The following is a 15,021-nucleotide window of genomic DNA, read 5'->3' on the forward strand; positions in this document are numbered from 1 at the left end:
ACAGGCGCTGCAAAAAATCACCACAGTGCCATTTTTTTTACTGTCCCAGCCCCGCTGTTTCGTCTTGTCACTAGACGCCCTCATTCACCAAGGACACGCCCATGACCGATCGCCCTGCCCTGCGCTCGCAACGCCTGAACCAGGCCACCCACGCTCCACACAGCGAGCTCGACGCCCTGGTCAAGTCCCACGCGCCGTTCGACAGCCGAGAGAGCTTCGCCCGCTTCGTCGTCGCCCAGTACCTGTTCCAGGCCGAACTGCAAGCGCTGTACAACGACCCGCAACTGAACGCCATCGTCCCCGATCTGGCCGAGCGCTGCCGCGCCGATCAGGCCCGCCTGGACCTGGCCGACCTGAATACCGAAATCCCGGCCGCAGTGCCCGGCGCCCTGCGCGATCCGAGCCTGGGTGAAGCCATGGGCTGGATCTTCGTCTCGGAAGGCTCCAAACTTGGCGCTGCGTTTTTGATCAAGCGTGCCGTGGCCCTGGGATTGTCCGACAGTTTCGGTGCCCGCCACCTCGGCGAGCCGGCCGGTGGCCGCGCCGAAGGCTGGAAGCAGTTCACCCGCATCCTCGATGGCCTGGCGTTGTCAGCCGAGCAAGATGCCGCCGCCGAGCGCGCTGCGGTTGCCGCCTTCGAGCGCTTCACCGAACTGCTTAAACATGCCTACGCCGCCGATGCCGCGCTGGCTTGAGACGCATCAACCGGCTACCTCCCCGGTAGCCGGACGTTCATGCAGTGAGACCATGACCCGACCCGCCCGCTCCAAACTGTCCCGCCTGCTGTATGGCATCCTGGCTTACGTAAGCTTGGGGATAGGCCTGGTCGCCATCGTCATCCCCGGCCTGCCGACCACCGAGTTCATCCTGCTGGCTGCCTGGGCGGCGACGCGCAGCTCGCCGCGCCTGTCCGCCTGGCTGGAGAACCACCGCCTGTTCGGGCCGATCCTGTACAACTGGCGCAATGGCAAGGTGATCCAGCGCCGTGCCAAGGTCAGTGCTACCGTCAGCATGCTGCTGTGCGCGGGCCTGATGCTGGTCTTCCTCGATCACCACTGGCCAGTGTTTCTGGCAATTGCCGGCATGACCCTGGGCAACCTGTGGATCTGGTCGCGCCCGGAGCAGCCCTGCCCCGCTGCTTCACAGGCTCAACAGCCCTGAATACAGCAGGTAGGCAGCCAGTGCCGCACCCGCCAGCACTGCCGCGAAAATCAGCTTTTCCCAGGCGGTGAACAGCGCCTGCCCTTGCTCGTGCTTGGCCCGGGCAAACAGGATGACCCCTGGGGCGTAGAGCAGTGCCGACAGCAGCAAGTACTTGAGGCCGCCCGCATACAACAGCCACACCGCGTAGAGCAACGCCAGCGCTGCCACCAGCAGGTCCTTGCGCCGCAGCCCTGCCTGCCCTTCGTAGCTTTCCCCGCGCCAGGCCAGCAGCACCGCGTACGCCGCCGACCACAGGTAGGGCACCAGAATCATCGACGACGCCAGGTAGATCAGGCTCGTGTAAGTCCCCGCTGAAACCAGCGTGATCAGCAGGAAGCCCTGGATCATGCAGTTCGTCAGCCACAGGGCATTGGCCGGCACGTGGTTGGCGTTTTCCTTGGCCAGGAAGCGCGGCATGGTCTTGTCGCGTGCGGTGGCATAGAGGATCTCGGCACACAACAGTGCCCAAGAGAGCAACGCCCCCAGCAACGACACGGCCAGGCCGAGGCTGATCAACAGGCCGCCCCAAGGGCCGACGATATGCTCCAGCACCGAGGCCAACGACGGATTCTGCAACCCGGCCAGCTCCGGCTGGGTCATCACGCCCAGCGACAGCACGTTGACCAGCACCAGCAGCGCCAGCACGCCGAGAAAGCCGATCACCGTGGCCTTGCCGACGTCGGAACGGCGCTGCGCCCGCCCGGAATACACACTGGCACCTTCGATACCGATGAACACGAACACCGTGACCAGCATCATGTTGCGCACCTGGTCCAGCACATTGCCGAACTCTGGGTTGCTCATGCCCCAGATATCACGGGTAAAGATGTCTGCGCGGAAAGCAAAGGCGGCGATGACCACGAAGATCAGCAGCGGCACCACCTTGGCCACGGTGGTCACCTGGTTGATGAACGCCGCTTCCTTGATGCCACGCAGCACCAGAAAATGCACTGCCCACAACAACAACGAGGCGCAGCCGATGGCAATCGGCGTGTTGCCTTCGCCAAACACCGGAAAGTAGAAGCCCAGGGTGCTGAACAGCAGCACGAAGTAGCCGACGTTGCCCAGCCAGGCACTGATCCAGTAACCCCAGGCCGAGGAGAACCCCATGTATTCGCCGAACCCGGCCTTGGCGTAGGCGTAGACCCCCGAATCCAGTTCAGGCTTGCGGTTGGCCAGGGTCTGGAACACGAACGCCAGTGCCAGCATGCCCACCGCAGTGATCGCCCAGCCGATCAGCACGGCTCCGACGTCGGCGCGTGCTGCCATGTTCTGCGGCAGCGAGAAGATCCCGCCGCCAATCATCGAGCCGACCACCAGTGCGATCAGTGCACCCAGACGCAGCTTTTGTCCCGGTTCGCTCATGGGGCTCCCTTTTTTTCGAGCTGTCATGCGTTTGCAACAGACATGGGCGCCATATAAACACGGTTACTTATATGGCTAAAACCCTTAGACCTGTTGCACTCATAACCACAATGTCTATCAATCTGCGTCCTTAAAAACTAGCACCTGCCAAGCAACTAGCAAAGCATCTGATAAAACTCGATATTTTCGTGAAAAATTTGCGAAAGCGGTAAAAGCGGCTAGCTTCAAAAATCGCAGGCTAAACAGAGCGTTTGCTCTAGTCGTACATGGAGGTGCCAGCTCGCAAGGCCTGCAGCATAGCTATCGGCACTTCCAGGAGCCGCGCGAAGGAAATTTCCTACCCTCGCGTAGCCAAGAACTGACGCAAGTCAGGTCGTGGCCCCGGCGTCGGATTTATTCTGTCGTCAACTTTCTCCTGGCAGGAGTTGTTAAATGTCTGATTCATCCGGAAAACTAAAGCTCGGCGCGTTAGTTGCACTTGTGGTCGGCTCGATGATTGGCGGCGGGATCTTCTCGCTGCCGCAAAACATGGCCGCCAGTGCTGGCGTGGGTGCAGTCCTGATCGGCTGGGCGATCACGGCGGTCGGCATGCTGACCCTTGCGTTCGTGTTCCAGACCCTGGCCAACCGCAAGCCTGACCTGGATGGCGGTGTGTACGCCTATGCCAAGGCCGGCTTCGGCGATTACATGGGCTTCTCTTCAGCCTGGGGCTACTGGATCAGTGCCTGGCTGGGCAACGTCGGTTACTTCGTGCTGCTGTTCAGCACCCTGGGCTACTTCTTCCCGATCTTCGGCGAAGGCAACACCCCGGCGGCGATCATCGGCGCCTCGGTGCTGCTCTGGGCCGTTCACTTCCTGGTACTGCGTGGCATCAAGGAAGCAGCGTTCATCAACCTGATCACCACCGTGGCCAAGGTCGTACCGCTGTTGCTGTTCGCCTTGATCTGCCTGTTCGCCTTCAAACTCGACATCTTCACCGCCGACATCTGGGCGGTGGGCACACCAGACCTGGGCAGCGTGATGAACCAAGTGCGCAACATGATGCTGGTCACCGTGTGGGTGTTCATCGGCATCGAGGGCGCAAGCATCTTCTCGTCCCGGGCGGAAAAACGCTCCGACGTGGGCAAGGCCACGGTCATCGGCTTCGTCACCGTGTTGCTGTTCCTGGTGCTGGTCAACGTGCTGTCGCTGGGCATCATGACCCAACCGGAACTGGCCAAGCTGCAGAACCCGTCGATGGCCGCAGTGCTTGAACACGTGGTCGGCCACTGGGGCGCGGTACTGATCAGCGTCGGCCTGATCATCTCGCTGCTCGGGGCCCTGCTCTCGTGGGTGCTGCTGTGCGCCGAGATCATGTTCGCCGCCGCCAAGGACCACACCATGCCGGAGTTCCTGCGCCGCGAGAACGCCAACCATGTGCCGGCCAACGCCCTGTGGCTGACCAACGCCATGGTGCAGATTTTCCTGGTCATCACCCTGTTCTCCAACAGTACCTACCTGTCGCTGATCTACCTCGCCACCTCGATGATCCTGGTGCCTTACCTGTGGTCGGCGGCTTATGCCTTCCTGCTGGCACTGCGCAGCGAAACCTACGAGCAGGCCCTTGCCGAGCGGCAGAAGGACCTGATCATCGGCGGCATCGCGCTGCTGTACGCCATTTGGCTGCTGTATGCCGGCGGCGTGAAATACCTGCTGCTCTCGGCCCTGCTCTATGCCCCTGGCGCGATCCTGTTCGCCAAGGCCAAGCGCGAGGTGGGCCAACCCATCTTCACCAACGTGGAAAAACTGATCTTCGCAGCCGTGGTCATCGGTGCCCTGGTGGCAGCCTTCGGCCTGTATGACGGCTTCCTGACCCTTTGACCCACGTCTTCGTTCAATTGGAGGAATGAAACCATGTCCGCTGAAAAACAGAAGTACGGTGTCCACTCCGAAGCCGGCAAGCTGCGCAAGGTAATGGTTTGCGCCCCCGGCCTGGCGCACAAGCGGCTGACGCCAAGCAACTGTGACGAGTTGCTGTTCGATGACGTGATCTGGGTCGACCAGGCCAAGCGTGACCATTTCGACTTCGTCACCAAGATGCGCGAGCGTGGCGTCGATGTGCTGGAGATGCACAACCTGCTGACCGACATCGTCCAGCAGCCCGAAGCCCTGAAGTGGATCCTCGACCGCAAGATCACCGATGACACCGTGGGCGTGGGCCTGAACAACGAGGTACGCAGCTGGCTCGAAGGCCAGGAGCCCCGCCACCTGGCCGAGTTCCTGATCGGCGGCGTGGCCGGCCAGGACCTGCCACAGAGCGCAGGTGCCGACGTGGTCAAGATGTACAACGACTACCTGGGCCATTCCAGTTTCATCCTGCCTCCGCTGCCCAACACCCAGTTCACCCGTGATACCACCTGCTGGATCTACGGCGGGGTGACCCTCAACCCGATGTACTGGCCGGCGCGACGCCAGGAAACCCTGCTGACCACCGCCATCTACAAGTTCCACAAGGAATTCACCAACGCCGATTTCCAGGTGTGGTACGGCGATCCGGACAAGGACCACGGCCAATCCACCCTCGAAGGGGGGGACGTGATGCCGATCGGCAAGGGGATCGTGCTGATCGGCATGGGCGAGCGCACCTCGCGCCAGGCCATCGGCCAACTGGCACGCAACCTGTTCGCCAAGGGCGCGGTCAAGGAAGTCATCGTCGCCGGCCTGCCGAAGTCGCGTGCCGCCATGCACCTGGACACCGTGTTCAGCTTCTGCGACCGCGACCTGGTCACGGTCTTCCCGGAAGTGGTGAAAGAGATCGTGCCGTTCATCATCCGCCCGGACGAGAGCAAGCCCTACGGCATGGACGTGCGGCGCATCGACAAGTCGTTCATCGAGGTGGTGGGCGAGCAGCTGGGCGTCAAGTTGCGAGTGGTCGAGACCGGCGGCAACAGCTTCGCCGCCGAGCGCGAACAGTGGGATGACGGCAACAACGTGGTGGCCATCGAACCCGGCGTGGTCATTGGCTACGACCGCAACACCTACACCAACACCCTGCTGCGCAAGGCCGGCATCGAGGTCATCACCATCAGCGCCGGCGAACTGGGCCGGGGCCGTGGCGGCGGCCATTGCATGACCTGCCCGATCGTGCGCGACCCCATCGACTACTAGGTGGCCTGTGTGGCTGATTCGATTACTCAACTTCGGCCCAAGGCTTCGCCATGCTGCGTTGCCACTCCTCGCCGTAGCTTGGCTACGACTCGTCGTGGCGCCTTGCCTGGCAAACCCTTGGACTCGAAATTGAGCAAACGAATCAGCCGTACAGGCCACTAGCCCATTACACCCGGCCGCACTCACGAAGCAGCGGCCGGGACATCACCGAATTCAAGGAGAAAAGTCATGGCGTTCAACATTCACAACCGCAACCTGCTCAGCCTCGAACACCACACCACCCGCGAGCTGAAGTACCTGCTGGACCTGTCCCGCGACCTCAAGCGCGCCAAGTACACTGGCACCGAGCAGCAGCACCTGAAGGGCAACAACATCGCCCTGATCTTCGAGAAGACCTCCACCCGTACCCGCTGCGCCTTCGAAGTCGCCGCCTATGACCAGGGCGCCAACGTCACCTACATCGACCCCACCTCCTCGCAGATCGGCCACAAGGAAAGCATGAAGGACACCGCCCGCGTACTCGGGCGCATGTACGACGCCATCGAATACCGCGGCTTCAAGCAGGAAATCGTCGAAGAACTGGCCAAGTTCGCTGGCGTGCCGGTGTTCAACGGCCTGACCGATGAATACCACCCGACCCAGATGATCGCCGACGTGCTGACCATGCGCGAGCACAGCGACAAGCCACTGCACGACATCAGCTACGCCTACCTGGGCGATGCGCGCAACAACATGGGCAACTCGCTGCTGTTGATAGGCGCCAAGCTTGGCATGGACGTGCGCATCGCCGCGCCCAAGGCGCTGTGGCCACATGAAGACCTGGTCGAGCGTTGCCACAAGTATGCCGAAGAGAGCGGCGCGCGCATTACCCTGACCGAAGATCCCAAGGCTGCGGTCAAGGGCGTCGACTTCATCCACACCGACGTCTGGGTATCGATGGGCGAGCCGATCGAAGCCTGGGGCGAGCGCATCAAGCAGCTCAAGCCCTACCAGGTGAACAAGGAGCTGATGAAAGCCAGCGGCAACCCACGGACCAAGTTCATGCATTGCCTGCCGGCATTCCACAACTCCGAGACCAAGGTCGGCAAGCAGATCGCCGAACAGTATCCGGACCTGGCCAACGGCATCGAAGTGACCGATGACGTGTTCGAGTCGCCGGCGTGCATTGCCTTCGAGCAAGCGGAAAACCGCATGCACACCATCAAGGCGATCCTGGTTTCGACTCTGGCTGACCTTTAAGCCGGCCGCGCCGCCCTGCCCATGGGGCGGCGCCCTTCCCTCTTCGTTAAAGGACATTCCCATGCGTATCGTTGTTGCACTGGGCGGCAACGCCCTCCTGCGCCGTGGCGAACCCATGACCGCTGACAACCAGCGCGCCAATATCCGCACGGCCACCGAACAGATCGCCAAGATCCATCCTGGCAACGAACTGGTCATCGCCCACGGCAACGGCCCGCAGGTCGGCCTGCTGGCCCTGCAAGGCCTGTCGTACAAGCCCGACGAGGCCTACCCGCTGGACGTGCTCGGCGCCGAGACCGAAGGCATGATCGGCTACATGATCGAACAGGAGCTGGGCAACCTGCTGGACTTCGAAGTGCCGTTCGCCACCCTCCTGACCCAAGTGGAAGTGGATGCCAACGACCCAGCCTTCAAGGACCCGAGCAAGTTCATCGGCCCGGTCTACAGCAAGGAAGAGGCCGAGCGCCTGGCCAAGGAAAAAGGCTGGGTGGTCAAGGCCGACGGCGACAAGTACCGCCGCGTGGTCGCCAGCCCGAAACCCAAGCGCATCTTCGAAATCCGTCCGATCAAGTGGCTGCTGGAAAAGAGCAGCATCGTGATCTGCGCCGGCGGTGGCGGCATCCCCACCATGTACGACGAAAACAAGAAGCTCAAAGGCATCGAGGCAGTGATCGACAAGGACCTGTGCTCGGCGCTGCTGGCCGAACAGCTGGAAGCCGACCTTCTGGTAATCGCCACCGACGTCGATGGCGCCTACATTGACTGGGGCAAGCCGACGCAGAAAGCCATCGCCCAGGCCCACCCCGACGAGCTCGAACGCCTTGGCTTTGCGGCCGGTTCCATGGGGCCTAAAGTGCAAGCAGCCTGCGACTTTGCCCGTCACACTGGCAAAGTGGCGGTGATCAGCTCGCTGGAAAATATTGAAGGCATCGTCAAAGGCACCGCCGGCACCCGTGTGAGCACCGAAAAGCCAGGTATCAGCTACCGTTGATTGCAGTGGGCGGGCTGACGGGGCCCGCCATTTACCTTCCGGAGGAGTTTGCCATGGCCCAGTTCCACCCCGGTCATGTACATATCGAGCGCACTGCGCTGACCAAGAACGACCACAGTTACGATCTCAACATCGAGTACGAAGCGTTTTCAGACCCTAAGGAAGGCAGAGGCATCCAGTTCCGCATGCATGGCAGCATCGAGGGCAAGACCGTCGATGAACAGTTCTTCCTGGCCAAGGACCAGGTGCTACCAAGCTTCCTCATGGTCGCCTCGCGCAAGGCCCAGTCCTATCTCGCGCCGCACCAGAAGTTCGAAACGCTGGGTTCGCCTCACAAGCTGTACGACGCCATGTTCGAAGACATTCGCCAGAAGCTGGACGTAAAATCGGGCGATCCGATCAAGCCTGAACACCTCGAGTGAATGCAGGATCCTGGGGCCGCAAGGCGGCCCCGGCGATGTTAAGGCATACTACTGCCCTCCCCGGCCACAACCCTCGCCTCCCCCATGCGCATCCACGTCAGCTTCATCGACCGCGTCGGCATCACCCAGGAAGTCCTCGCTCTGCTCGGCGCCCGCAACCTCAACCTGGACGCCGTGGAAATGGTCCCGCCAAACGTCTACATCGACGCCCCGACCCTCAGCCCGGCAGTCCTCGAAGAACTTCATGACGCGCTGTTCGAAGTCCGTGGCGTGCAGTCGGTTGAGGTGGTCGACATCCTCCCCGGCCAGCGCCGCCACCTGCAACTCGACGCCTTGCTGGCCGCCATGAGCGACCCGGTGCTGGCGGTCGACAGCGCCGGCAAGGTGCTGCTGGCCAACCCGGCGCTGATCGCCCTGTGCGGTCGCGAGTCCGCCGGGCGTTCCGTGAGTGAGCTGTTCGGCGACCCCGGTCTGCTGCAGGCGCTGCTGGACAACAACTTCCACCTGCCGATGCGCGAGATGCAGCTCAACGGCCAGAGCCTGTTGCTGGACGCCTCGCCGATCACCAACGCCGGAGGCCTGCTGACCCTCTACCCGCCCAACCGCATGGGCGAGCGCCTGTCGGCCCTGCACCATGACCACGCCGAAGGTTTCGATGCGCTGCTGGGCGAATCCCCGGCGATCCGCACCCTCAAGGCCCGCGCCCTGCGCGTGGCAGCCCTCGACGCGCCGCTGCTGGTGCACGGCGAAACCGGTACCGGCAAGGAACTGGTGGCCCGCGCCTGCCATGCCATCAGCAGCCGTCAGGCAGCGCCATTCCTCGCCCTGAACTGCGCTGCGCTGCCCGAAAGCCTGGCCGAGAGCGAACTGTTCGGCTACGCCCCAGGCGCCTTCACCGGCGCCCAGCGCGGTGGCAAGCCGGGGTTGATGGAGCTGGCCAACCAGGGCACGGTGTTTCTCGATGAGATTGGCGAGATGTCGCCCTACCTGCAGGCCAAGCTGCTGCGTTTTCTCAGCGATGGCAGCTTCCGCCGGGTAGGTGGCGACCGCGAGGTGAAGGTGGACGTGCGCATCATCAGCGCCACCCACCGTGACCTGGAACGCATGGTTGCCGAAGGCACCTTCCGTGAAGACCTGTTCTACCGGCTGAATGTGCTCAACCTGCAGGTACCGCCGCTGCGTGATCGTGGCCAGGACATCCTCATGCTGGCGCATTACTTCATGCAGCAGGCCTGCACGCAGATTCAGCGCCCACCTTGCCGCCTCACCCCGGCCACCCATGCGGCGCTGCTGGCCAACCCTTGGCCCGGCAACGTGCGGCAACTGCAGAACGTGATTTTCCGCGCGGCGGCGATCTGCGAGAGCAATCTGGTGGATATCGGAGACCTGGACATTGCCGGGACTTCGGTGGCGCGTGGGCAGGACGGCGACGTGGCGAGCCTGGAGCAGGCGGTGGGCGATTTCGAGCGTGAACTGCTGCAACGGTTATATGCCAGTTACCCCTCGACCCGGCAATTGGCGGGGCGTCTGCAGACGTCGCATACCGCGATTGCACAGCGGTTGCGGAAATATGGGATTCCCCAAACGAAACTATAACGATGCAACTATCCCCCTTCGCAAGCTACTCCGCAAAGGGGGATTTTCAAGTGAATCACCGAGGCAGATTCAGAGGTTACTCAGTTCTCGCGAAACCCGGGCTTTCCATTTGCGGCTAACCACGCCTTCAAAACTGAAATCACTCCGGCGGGGCTGTCTTCTACTCCCTCCGCAGGATAGAATATCAGACCGCTTTTGTCAGGGTGGTCGATGAGGCTTTCAAAGTGATCGGTCAATCGATGGATATGCGCCCCCAGTGCGTCGCCTTTGAGCTGGCTAGGGTTTTCGAAAAACTCATTCAGAAACTCAGTGAATTCAGCTTCTGAATATTCTTCAATTTTGTTCTTGAGAATCATTGATCGGCACCTTTATTCCTGTGTATCCGCACGTGATTTTTTGGGGTTGTAATTCTAAGATTGTCGATATCGTAAACTGCACCACCATCTTTCAAAGGAATCACGTGATGAATTTCAAAGACCCTATTTGATCCAGCGTGCTCGCTGGGTATTGCGCTCGGCGAGTAGCCATTGCGCAAGAGGGTCTGATTAGATTTGCTGAACTGATCCATCAGGACAGAATCTTCGCTGACTGCAGTCCATATTGCTTCACGTGCACGCCTCCAGTTACTAAAATTTCTTCCTCTTAATTTGTCAGCAATGCGAGGCGGAATGGCAACTCCCAGGCCTTGATTGGCACCTGCCAGCCAGACAGTCGCATCGGGTTGCCCGAATCCAGACATCGTGCCGGGCTCCTCCCGCCGATCCCTGAACATCACATAAAGCGGCGGCAACCCTGAGTCTGCCGGAAAAACAATGATGTAGTCATCCAGGCTCGCATCGGCGACTTCTGGATAGCCGTCGACCCTCACCTCAGCTGGTGTTAGCGTCGCCCCGTCGTATACCGCTAACTCCGACTGCTCGGCTGGCAAGCTAGTTGAAGCATTATCCGCTTGTGCGATAGGTGTCCAGGTAAAGGTCCGAGGTGGCACATCTGCGGTGGCAGCGCTATAGAGATTGCTCTGTTGATCATGGGTAGCAGCGAGGACACGCACTTTCGAGGGCACGACCTGTCCGTCGGTTTTGACGACCAGTATTTCCGAGTCACCTGCCTCGGTGGTTTGAGAGCTGAAGCGATAGGGGAGTTCAGCATGGCTGCCAATCGCAACACCGGGTGCCAATGCCAAACTCAACTGAGGATCCAGCGTCACCAGAGGCATTTGCAGGACGTAGCGACCCGGTAGTTCACCGTTGCCAAGACGAGATGAGTACAACAGAGCGGCAGCACCAGCGACAAACGGGACTGCTACACCAGCAGCACCGCGAAGAGCCGCCAATGCTGCCCCCATTGAAACTGACAGAGAAACGTTCAAGCCTGTTGAAACAACATGCCCCAGAGTGGTAACGACGAGCGGCCCCCCAATGGCGCTGGCACCAGACATGGTAAAAGTGTTCGCCAGGCGGGCAGCTTCCGCCTCCGCTTGGGCTTGAGCCGCAGCTTCTGCCTCCGCCTGGGCACGAGCCGCAGCTTCTGCCTCCGCCTGGGCACGAGCCGCAGCTTCTGCCTCCGCCTGGGCACGAGCCGCAGCTTCTGCCTCCGCCTGGGCACGAGCCGCAGCTTCTGCCTCCGCCTGGGCACGAGCCGCAGCTTCTGCCTCCGCCTGGGCACGAGCCGCAGCTTCTGCCTCCGCCTGGGCACGAGCCGCAGCTTCTGCCTCCGCCTGGGCACGAGCCGCAGCTTCTGCCTCCGCCTGGGCACGAGCCGCAGCTTCTGCCTCCGCCTGGGCACGAGCCGCAGCTTCTGCCTCCGCCTGGGCACGAGCCGCAGCTTCTGCCTCCGCCTGGGCACGAGCCGCAGCTTCTGCCTCCGCCTGGGCACGAGCCGCAGCTTCTGCCTCCGCCTGGGCACGAGCCGCAGCTTCTGCCTCCGCCTGGGCACGAGCCGCAGCTTCTGCCTCCGCCTGGGCACGAGCCGCAGCTTCTGCCTCCGCCTGGGCACGAGCCGCAGCTTCTGCCTCCGCCTGGGCACGAGCCGCAGCTTCTGCCTCCGCCTGGGCACGAGCCGCAGCTTCTGCCTCCGCCTGGGCACGAGCCGCAGCTTCTGCCTCCGCCTGGGCACGAGCCGCAGCTTCTGCCTCCGCCTGGGCACGAGCCGCAGCTTCTGCCTCCGCCTGGGCACGAGCCGCAGCTTCTGCCTCCGCCTGGGCACGAGCCGCAGCTTCTGCCTCCGCCTGGGCACGAGCCGCAGCTTCTGCCTCCGCCTGGGCACGAGCCGCAGCTTCTGCCTCCGCCTGGGCACGAGCCGCAGCTTCTGCCTCCGCCTGGGCACGAGCCGCAGCTTCTGCCTCCGCCTGGGCACGAGCCGCAGCTTCTGCCTCCGCCTGGGCACGAGCCGCAGCTTCTGCCTCCGCCTGGGCACGAGCCGCAGCTTCTGCCTCCGCCTGGGCACGAGCCGCAGCTTCTGCCTCCGCCTGGGCACGAGCCGCAGCTTCTGCCTCCGCCTGGGCACGAGCCGCAGCTTCTGCCTCCGCCTGGGCACGAGCCGCAGCTTCTGCCTCCGCCTGGGCACGAGCCTGGGCCTCTGCTTCCGCTCTGAGTTGCTCTTGCGCGGTGTTGAGAGCCTGTTGCAGTGCGGCTATTTGCGCTTGAAGCATCTGTATCTCGGCTTCTCGCAGCTGCACCATATAAGCGGCACGGTATGCAGCATTGAGAGCCTCTTGAGCACTCGTGATTTTAATAAGGCCAGTTGCAATATTCTTGAAAGTAGAATGGGCATACTCCTGAGCGCTCTTTCCAAACGGAGAAGACCCGTAGTAACTATTCGCCAGCGTTTGCTGCAGCTCCAGATCAGCTGTTTTTCGACCCAGCAAGACTGACCGAGCAGCGATATCTTCCTGGAGACTTTCGATGTGTGATCCCTGAGCGCCACCTCGTTCATTACGTACAGTAATGGCTTCTTGTTCAAGTATCCCTGCCAGTGCAGACAAGCTTCCCAGATAGGCGACCCTGGCCGCATCATCAGCTATTTTCATCGCGCCAGCGGCTGATACCGTGAACCCTTCCAGAATCGGCCCTACATGATTGGCCACACTCCCCCCGGGTGCAGACGCCCCAGGGTTTGAAGGTTGTGCCCCGACAAAGGTTGGTGGCAATATGACTTGTCTTTTTTTTCGGGCCATATCTATCTCCTTGAGAATTTCTCATTAGCTTCGTGCGCGCCGGCCACAACAAACGCGATCTACATTGATAAGTTTCAAGATGAGCGAAACCTAGAAGAGTGGCTTAGCCCACTCCCCTACCGTTTTAAACAAAATGCAAATCACTGCTACGCCGGAACACTCAGCCTAATACAACAGCCGAGAAAAAAGAGATGACCCATTAAAAATAGACAAATCCTACAAGCGAGGATCAATCAACTGACATACAAGTACTTTCCCGTAACCAGCACTTATTAAAAACAGGTACCGCCCATAGCATGGAGAAACTGCATCGGCTCGCCCTCTATCCATCCTACACTTAATCAAACGTATGAAGAGTTTGAGCGTATCGATGTCGGTACACCGTGGATTTTTGATCCGTGATCATGTAGTGCGTACTTACAAGGGTTTGATCGCCCGTCCGTTTTTCTGGCGGCGCAAACCTTGCTCATGGCGCTGTTCGCGATCTTCATCACCTTCCGGGTCATGGGCAGCAACTACGGTGCCGCGGTACTGGCGCCCGGGCATTGTGGGATTGACCTGGGCGCCACGCCGACCGCCATCGCTAACATGCAGGCCTTGACACACCGTTTCGGGCCTTCGCAGCTGGCGTTTCTGGTGGTGCCGATGGTGGGGGCGTTCTTCATCGACATCATCAACGTCGTGGTGATCAAGCTGTATCTGGCGTTGCCGTTTTTTGCCGTGAGCTGATCAATCGAGGTCGAGCGTTCAAACTAGGGCTGCTTTGAAATGATGCCACTTATGTAGTGGTTCAAATCGCGAAAGTCCTGAACGCTCCAGGCAAACGGCGGCATCTTCACGTCATTCTCGCGCAGCGTCCTGGGAATCAGATCACCATTGGGACGCAGGATGACCGACGAAACGATGACACCCGGGTAATCGTTGAGCCTTTGCCTGAAAGCGGAAGTGGTGAGGTCTGGCGTGGGCGGGTTGCTTTTGTTGGCCAGCGGCCCGGTGCTCTTGAGATTGGCACCGTGGCAGATGGCACAGCGCGCCTGAAAAATCTTCTTGCCGTTCACATCGTCGGCAACGCAAGGGCCTGCCAGGCCAAGGGCGAGCAGCCCTGCAATGGCGGGGGTTTTAATGACTGCGGTTCGAAGCATGCTAATCCCTTGAGCATTTATCATTGTTTATCCGAAGCACTATCAATGAGGGCTTCCGAAACTGTCAATGCCATGCCCGGCACCTCTGTATTGATTTAAATACACTGTACCGATATCAATACACACCCGTTTCAGCGCAGCAAAGCAAGGGTTTGATCCGCAAAACCTTTTCTGCGCCCCGGCCTCTGTAGCGTTTTCATTACAAATGAATGAAGAGCCTGTCACCAAAATATCTTAACTCATTGATTTTAATGGCTTTATTTGAATTGGCCGCATTATTGCTATGGATTCCTCAACCCAAGAGCGCGGACCCACCGCGCCCAACGCCCTGCTTTCCGAGGATTCCCCATGAGCGAGTTGCGTTTCACCGAAGATCACGAATGGCTGCGCGTCGAAGCCGACGGCAGCGTCACCGTGGGCATCACCGCCTACGCCCAGAACGCCCTTGGCGATGTGGTTTTCGTGCAACTGCCTGAGTTGCAGCAGTATGAAAAAGGCAGCGAAGCGTCCACCGTCGAGTCGGTAAAAGCTGCCAGCGGCGTGTACATGCCCCTGACCGGCGAAGTGCTCGAAGTCAACGAAGGCCTCAATGACAGCCCCGAGCTGGTCAACGAAGACCCGCTGGGCGACGGCTGGTTCTTCCGCTTCAAGCCTGCCGACATGGCTGAAGTCGAAGCCCTGCTCGACCAGGACGCCTACGACCGGCTGATCAAAGCCAACGACGACGCCTGAGGAATCCGA

General features: G+C 60.8%; 13 protein-coding genes and 1 pseudogene. 10 read left to right on the forward strand and 4 right to left on the reverse strand.

The window, feature by feature from the left end:
- The first annotated feature begins 101 nt into the window (after window positions 1–101).
- The gene (locus HU738_RS15585) at window positions 102–695 is read left to right on the forward strand and encodes a biliverdin-producing heme oxygenase (protein ID WP_176508665.1); all 594 of its coding nucleotides are present in this window, start codon (window positions 102–104) and stop codon (window positions 693–695) included.
- Window positions 696–747: 52 nt separating this feature from the next.
- Window positions 748–1,161: a YbaN family protein gene (locus HU738_RS15590; RefSeq protein WP_054885987.1), complete on the forward strand. Its 414-nt coding sequence runs from the start codon at window positions 748–750 to the stop codon at window positions 1,159–1,161.
- On the opposite strand, the gene arcD (HU738_RS15595) is transcribed toward HU738_RS15590, so the two are convergent.
- Complete coding sequence (gene arcD, locus HU738_RS15595; protein WP_186603931.1) at window positions 1,141–2,568, reverse strand: arginine-ornithine antiporter; 1,428 nt, start codon at window positions 2,566–2,568, stop codon at window positions 1,141–1,143. The genes HU738_RS15590 and arcD (HU738_RS15595) overlap by 21 nt on opposite strands.
- 432 nt (window positions 2,569–3,000) lie before the next feature.
- Here arcD (HU738_RS15595) and arcD (HU738_RS15600) point away from each other — a divergent pair, with 432 nt between their 5' ends.
- From arcD (HU738_RS15600) to gcsR, 6 genes are all read left to right on the forward strand, one after another.
- Entirely contained in the window at window positions 3,001–4,428 is a 1,428-nt protein-coding gene (gene arcD, locus HU738_RS15600) for an arginine-ornithine antiporter (RefSeq protein ID WP_176508667.1), read from the forward strand.
- A 33-nt stretch (window positions 4,429–4,461) separates the two neighbouring features.
- Entirely contained in the window at window positions 4,462–5,715 is a 1,254-nt protein-coding gene (gene arcA, locus HU738_RS15605; RefSeq protein ID WP_176508668.1) for an arginine deiminase, read from the forward strand.
- 228 nt (window positions 5,716–5,943) lie between these two features.
- Window positions 5,944–6,954 carry an ornithine carbamoyltransferase gene (locus HU738_RS15610; RefSeq protein WP_176508669.1) on the forward strand — a complete coding sequence of 337 codons (1,011 nt, stop codon included), beginning with the start codon at window positions 5,944–5,946 and terminating at the stop codon, window positions 6,952–6,954.
- 61 nt (window positions 6,955–7,015) lie between these two features.
- Complete coding sequence (gene arcC, locus HU738_RS15615) at window positions 7,016–7,945, forward strand: carbamate kinase (RefSeq protein WP_054885982.1); 930 nt, start codon at window positions 7,016–7,018, stop codon at window positions 7,943–7,945.
- Between the two features lie 53 nt (window positions 7,946–7,998).
- Window positions 7,999–8,367 carry a DUF5064 family protein gene (locus tag HU738_RS15620; RefSeq protein ID WP_176508670.1) on the forward strand — a complete coding sequence of 123 codons (369 nt, stop codon included), beginning with the start codon at window positions 7,999–8,001 and terminating at the stop codon, window positions 8,365–8,367.
- Between the two features lie 84 nt (window positions 8,368–8,451).
- A complete protein-coding gene (gcsR, locus tag HU738_RS15625; RefSeq protein WP_186603930.1) occupies window positions 8,452–9,963 on the forward strand; it encodes a transcriptional regulator GcsR in 1,512 nt (503 codons plus the stop codon).
- A gap of 80 nt (window positions 9,964–10,043) precedes the next feature.
- On the opposite strand, the gene HU738_RS15630 is transcribed toward gcsR, so the two are convergent.
- Both HU738_RS15630 and HU738_RS15635 read right to left on the reverse strand, forming a co-directional pair.
- On the reverse strand, window positions 10,044–10,319 hold the full coding sequence (locus tag HU738_RS15630) for a bacteriocin immunity protein (RefSeq protein WP_186603929.1): 276 nt from the start codon (window positions 10,317–10,319) through the stop codon (window positions 10,044–10,046).
- Window positions 10,316–13,138, reverse strand: a complete 2,823-nt coding sequence (locus HU738_RS15635) for a pyocin-S2/colicin E7-DNase domain-containing protein (protein ID WP_217871466.1) — start codon at window positions 13,136–13,138, stop codon at window positions 10,316–10,318. Before HU738_RS15635 ends, HU738_RS15630 begins: the two co-directional genes overlap by 4 nt.
- 441 nt (window positions 13,139–13,579) lie before the next feature.
- Between HU738_RS15635 and HU738_RS15640 the strand changes: the two are divergent.
- Window positions 13,580–13,867, forward strand: a pseudogene (locus HU738_RS15640) (sodium/glutamate symporter); the annotation flags it as partial.
- Between the two features lie 23 nt (window positions 13,868–13,890).
- On the opposite strand, the gene HU738_RS15645 reads toward HU738_RS15640, so the two are convergent.
- Window positions 13,891–14,280, reverse strand: a complete 390-nt coding sequence (locus tag HU738_RS15645) for a c-type cytochrome (RefSeq protein WP_186603613.1) — start codon at window positions 14,278–14,280, stop codon at window positions 13,891–13,893.
- Window positions 14,281–14,628: 348 nt separating this feature from the next.
- On the opposite strand from HU738_RS15645, the gene gcvH reads away from it, so the two are divergent.
- Window positions 14,629–15,012, forward strand: coding sequence for a glycine cleavage system protein GcvH (gene gcvH / locus HU738_RS15650; protein WP_176508672.1), 384 nt, complete (start codon window positions 14,629–14,631; stop codon window positions 15,010–15,012).
- Window positions 15,013–15,021: the final 9 nt, after the last annotated feature.

The sequence above is a fragment of the Pseudomonas vlassakiae genome, assembly GCF_014269035.2.
Taxonomy (GTDB): Bacteria; Pseudomonadota; Gammaproteobacteria; order Pseudomonadales; family Pseudomonadaceae; genus Aquipseudomonas; species Aquipseudomonas vlassakiae.

What these genes read in the sequence shown, in the direction of transcription:
- HU738_RS15585 (WP_176508665.1), top strand. Translation starts at nt 102, where the DNA reads ATGACCGATCGCCCTGCCCTGCGCTCGCAACGCCTGAACCAGGCCACC.
- HU738_RS15590 (WP_054885987.1), top strand. Translation starts at nt 748, where the DNA reads ATGACCCGACCCGCCCGCTCCAAACTGTCCCGCCTGCTGTATGGCATC.
- arcD (WP_186603931.1), bottom strand. Translation starts at nt 2,568, where the DNA reads ATGAGCGAACCGGGACAAAAGCTGCGTCTGGGTGCACTGATCGCACTG.
- arcD (WP_176508667.1), top strand. Translation starts at nt 3,001, where the DNA reads ATGTCTGATTCATCCGGAAAACTAAAGCTCGGCGCGTTAGTTGCACTT.
- arcA (WP_176508668.1), top strand. Translation starts at nt 4,462, where the DNA reads ATGTCCGCTGAAAAACAGAAGTACGGTGTCCACTCCGAAGCCGGCAAG.
- HU738_RS15610 (WP_176508669.1), top strand. Translation starts at nt 5,944, where the DNA reads ATGGCGTTCAACATTCACAACCGCAACCTGCTCAGCCTCGAACACCAC.
- arcC (WP_054885982.1), top strand. Translation starts at nt 7,016, where the DNA reads ATGCGTATCGTTGTTGCACTGGGCGGCAACGCCCTCCTGCGCCGTGGC.
- HU738_RS15620 (WP_176508670.1), top strand. Translation starts at nt 7,999, where the DNA reads ATGGCCCAGTTCCACCCCGGTCATGTACATATCGAGCGCACTGCGCTG.
- gcsR (WP_186603930.1), top strand. Translation starts at nt 8,452, where the DNA reads ATGCGCATCCACGTCAGCTTCATCGACCGCGTCGGCATCACCCAGGAA.
- HU738_RS15630 (WP_186603929.1), bottom strand. Translation starts at nt 10,319, where the DNA reads ATGATTCTCAAGAACAAAATTGAAGAATATTCAGAAGCTGAATTCACT.
- HU738_RS15635 (WP_217871466.1), bottom strand. Translation starts at nt 13,138, where the DNA reads ATGGCCCGAAAAAAAAGACAAGTCATATTGCCACCAACCTTTGTCGGG.
- HU738_RS15645 (WP_186603613.1), bottom strand. Translation starts at nt 14,280, where the DNA reads ATGCTTCGAACCGCAGTCATTAAAACCCCCGCCATTGCAGGGCTGCTC.
- gcvH (WP_176508672.1), top strand. Translation starts at nt 14,629, where the DNA reads ATGAGCGAGTTGCGTTTCACCGAAGATCACGAATGGCTGCGCGTCGAA.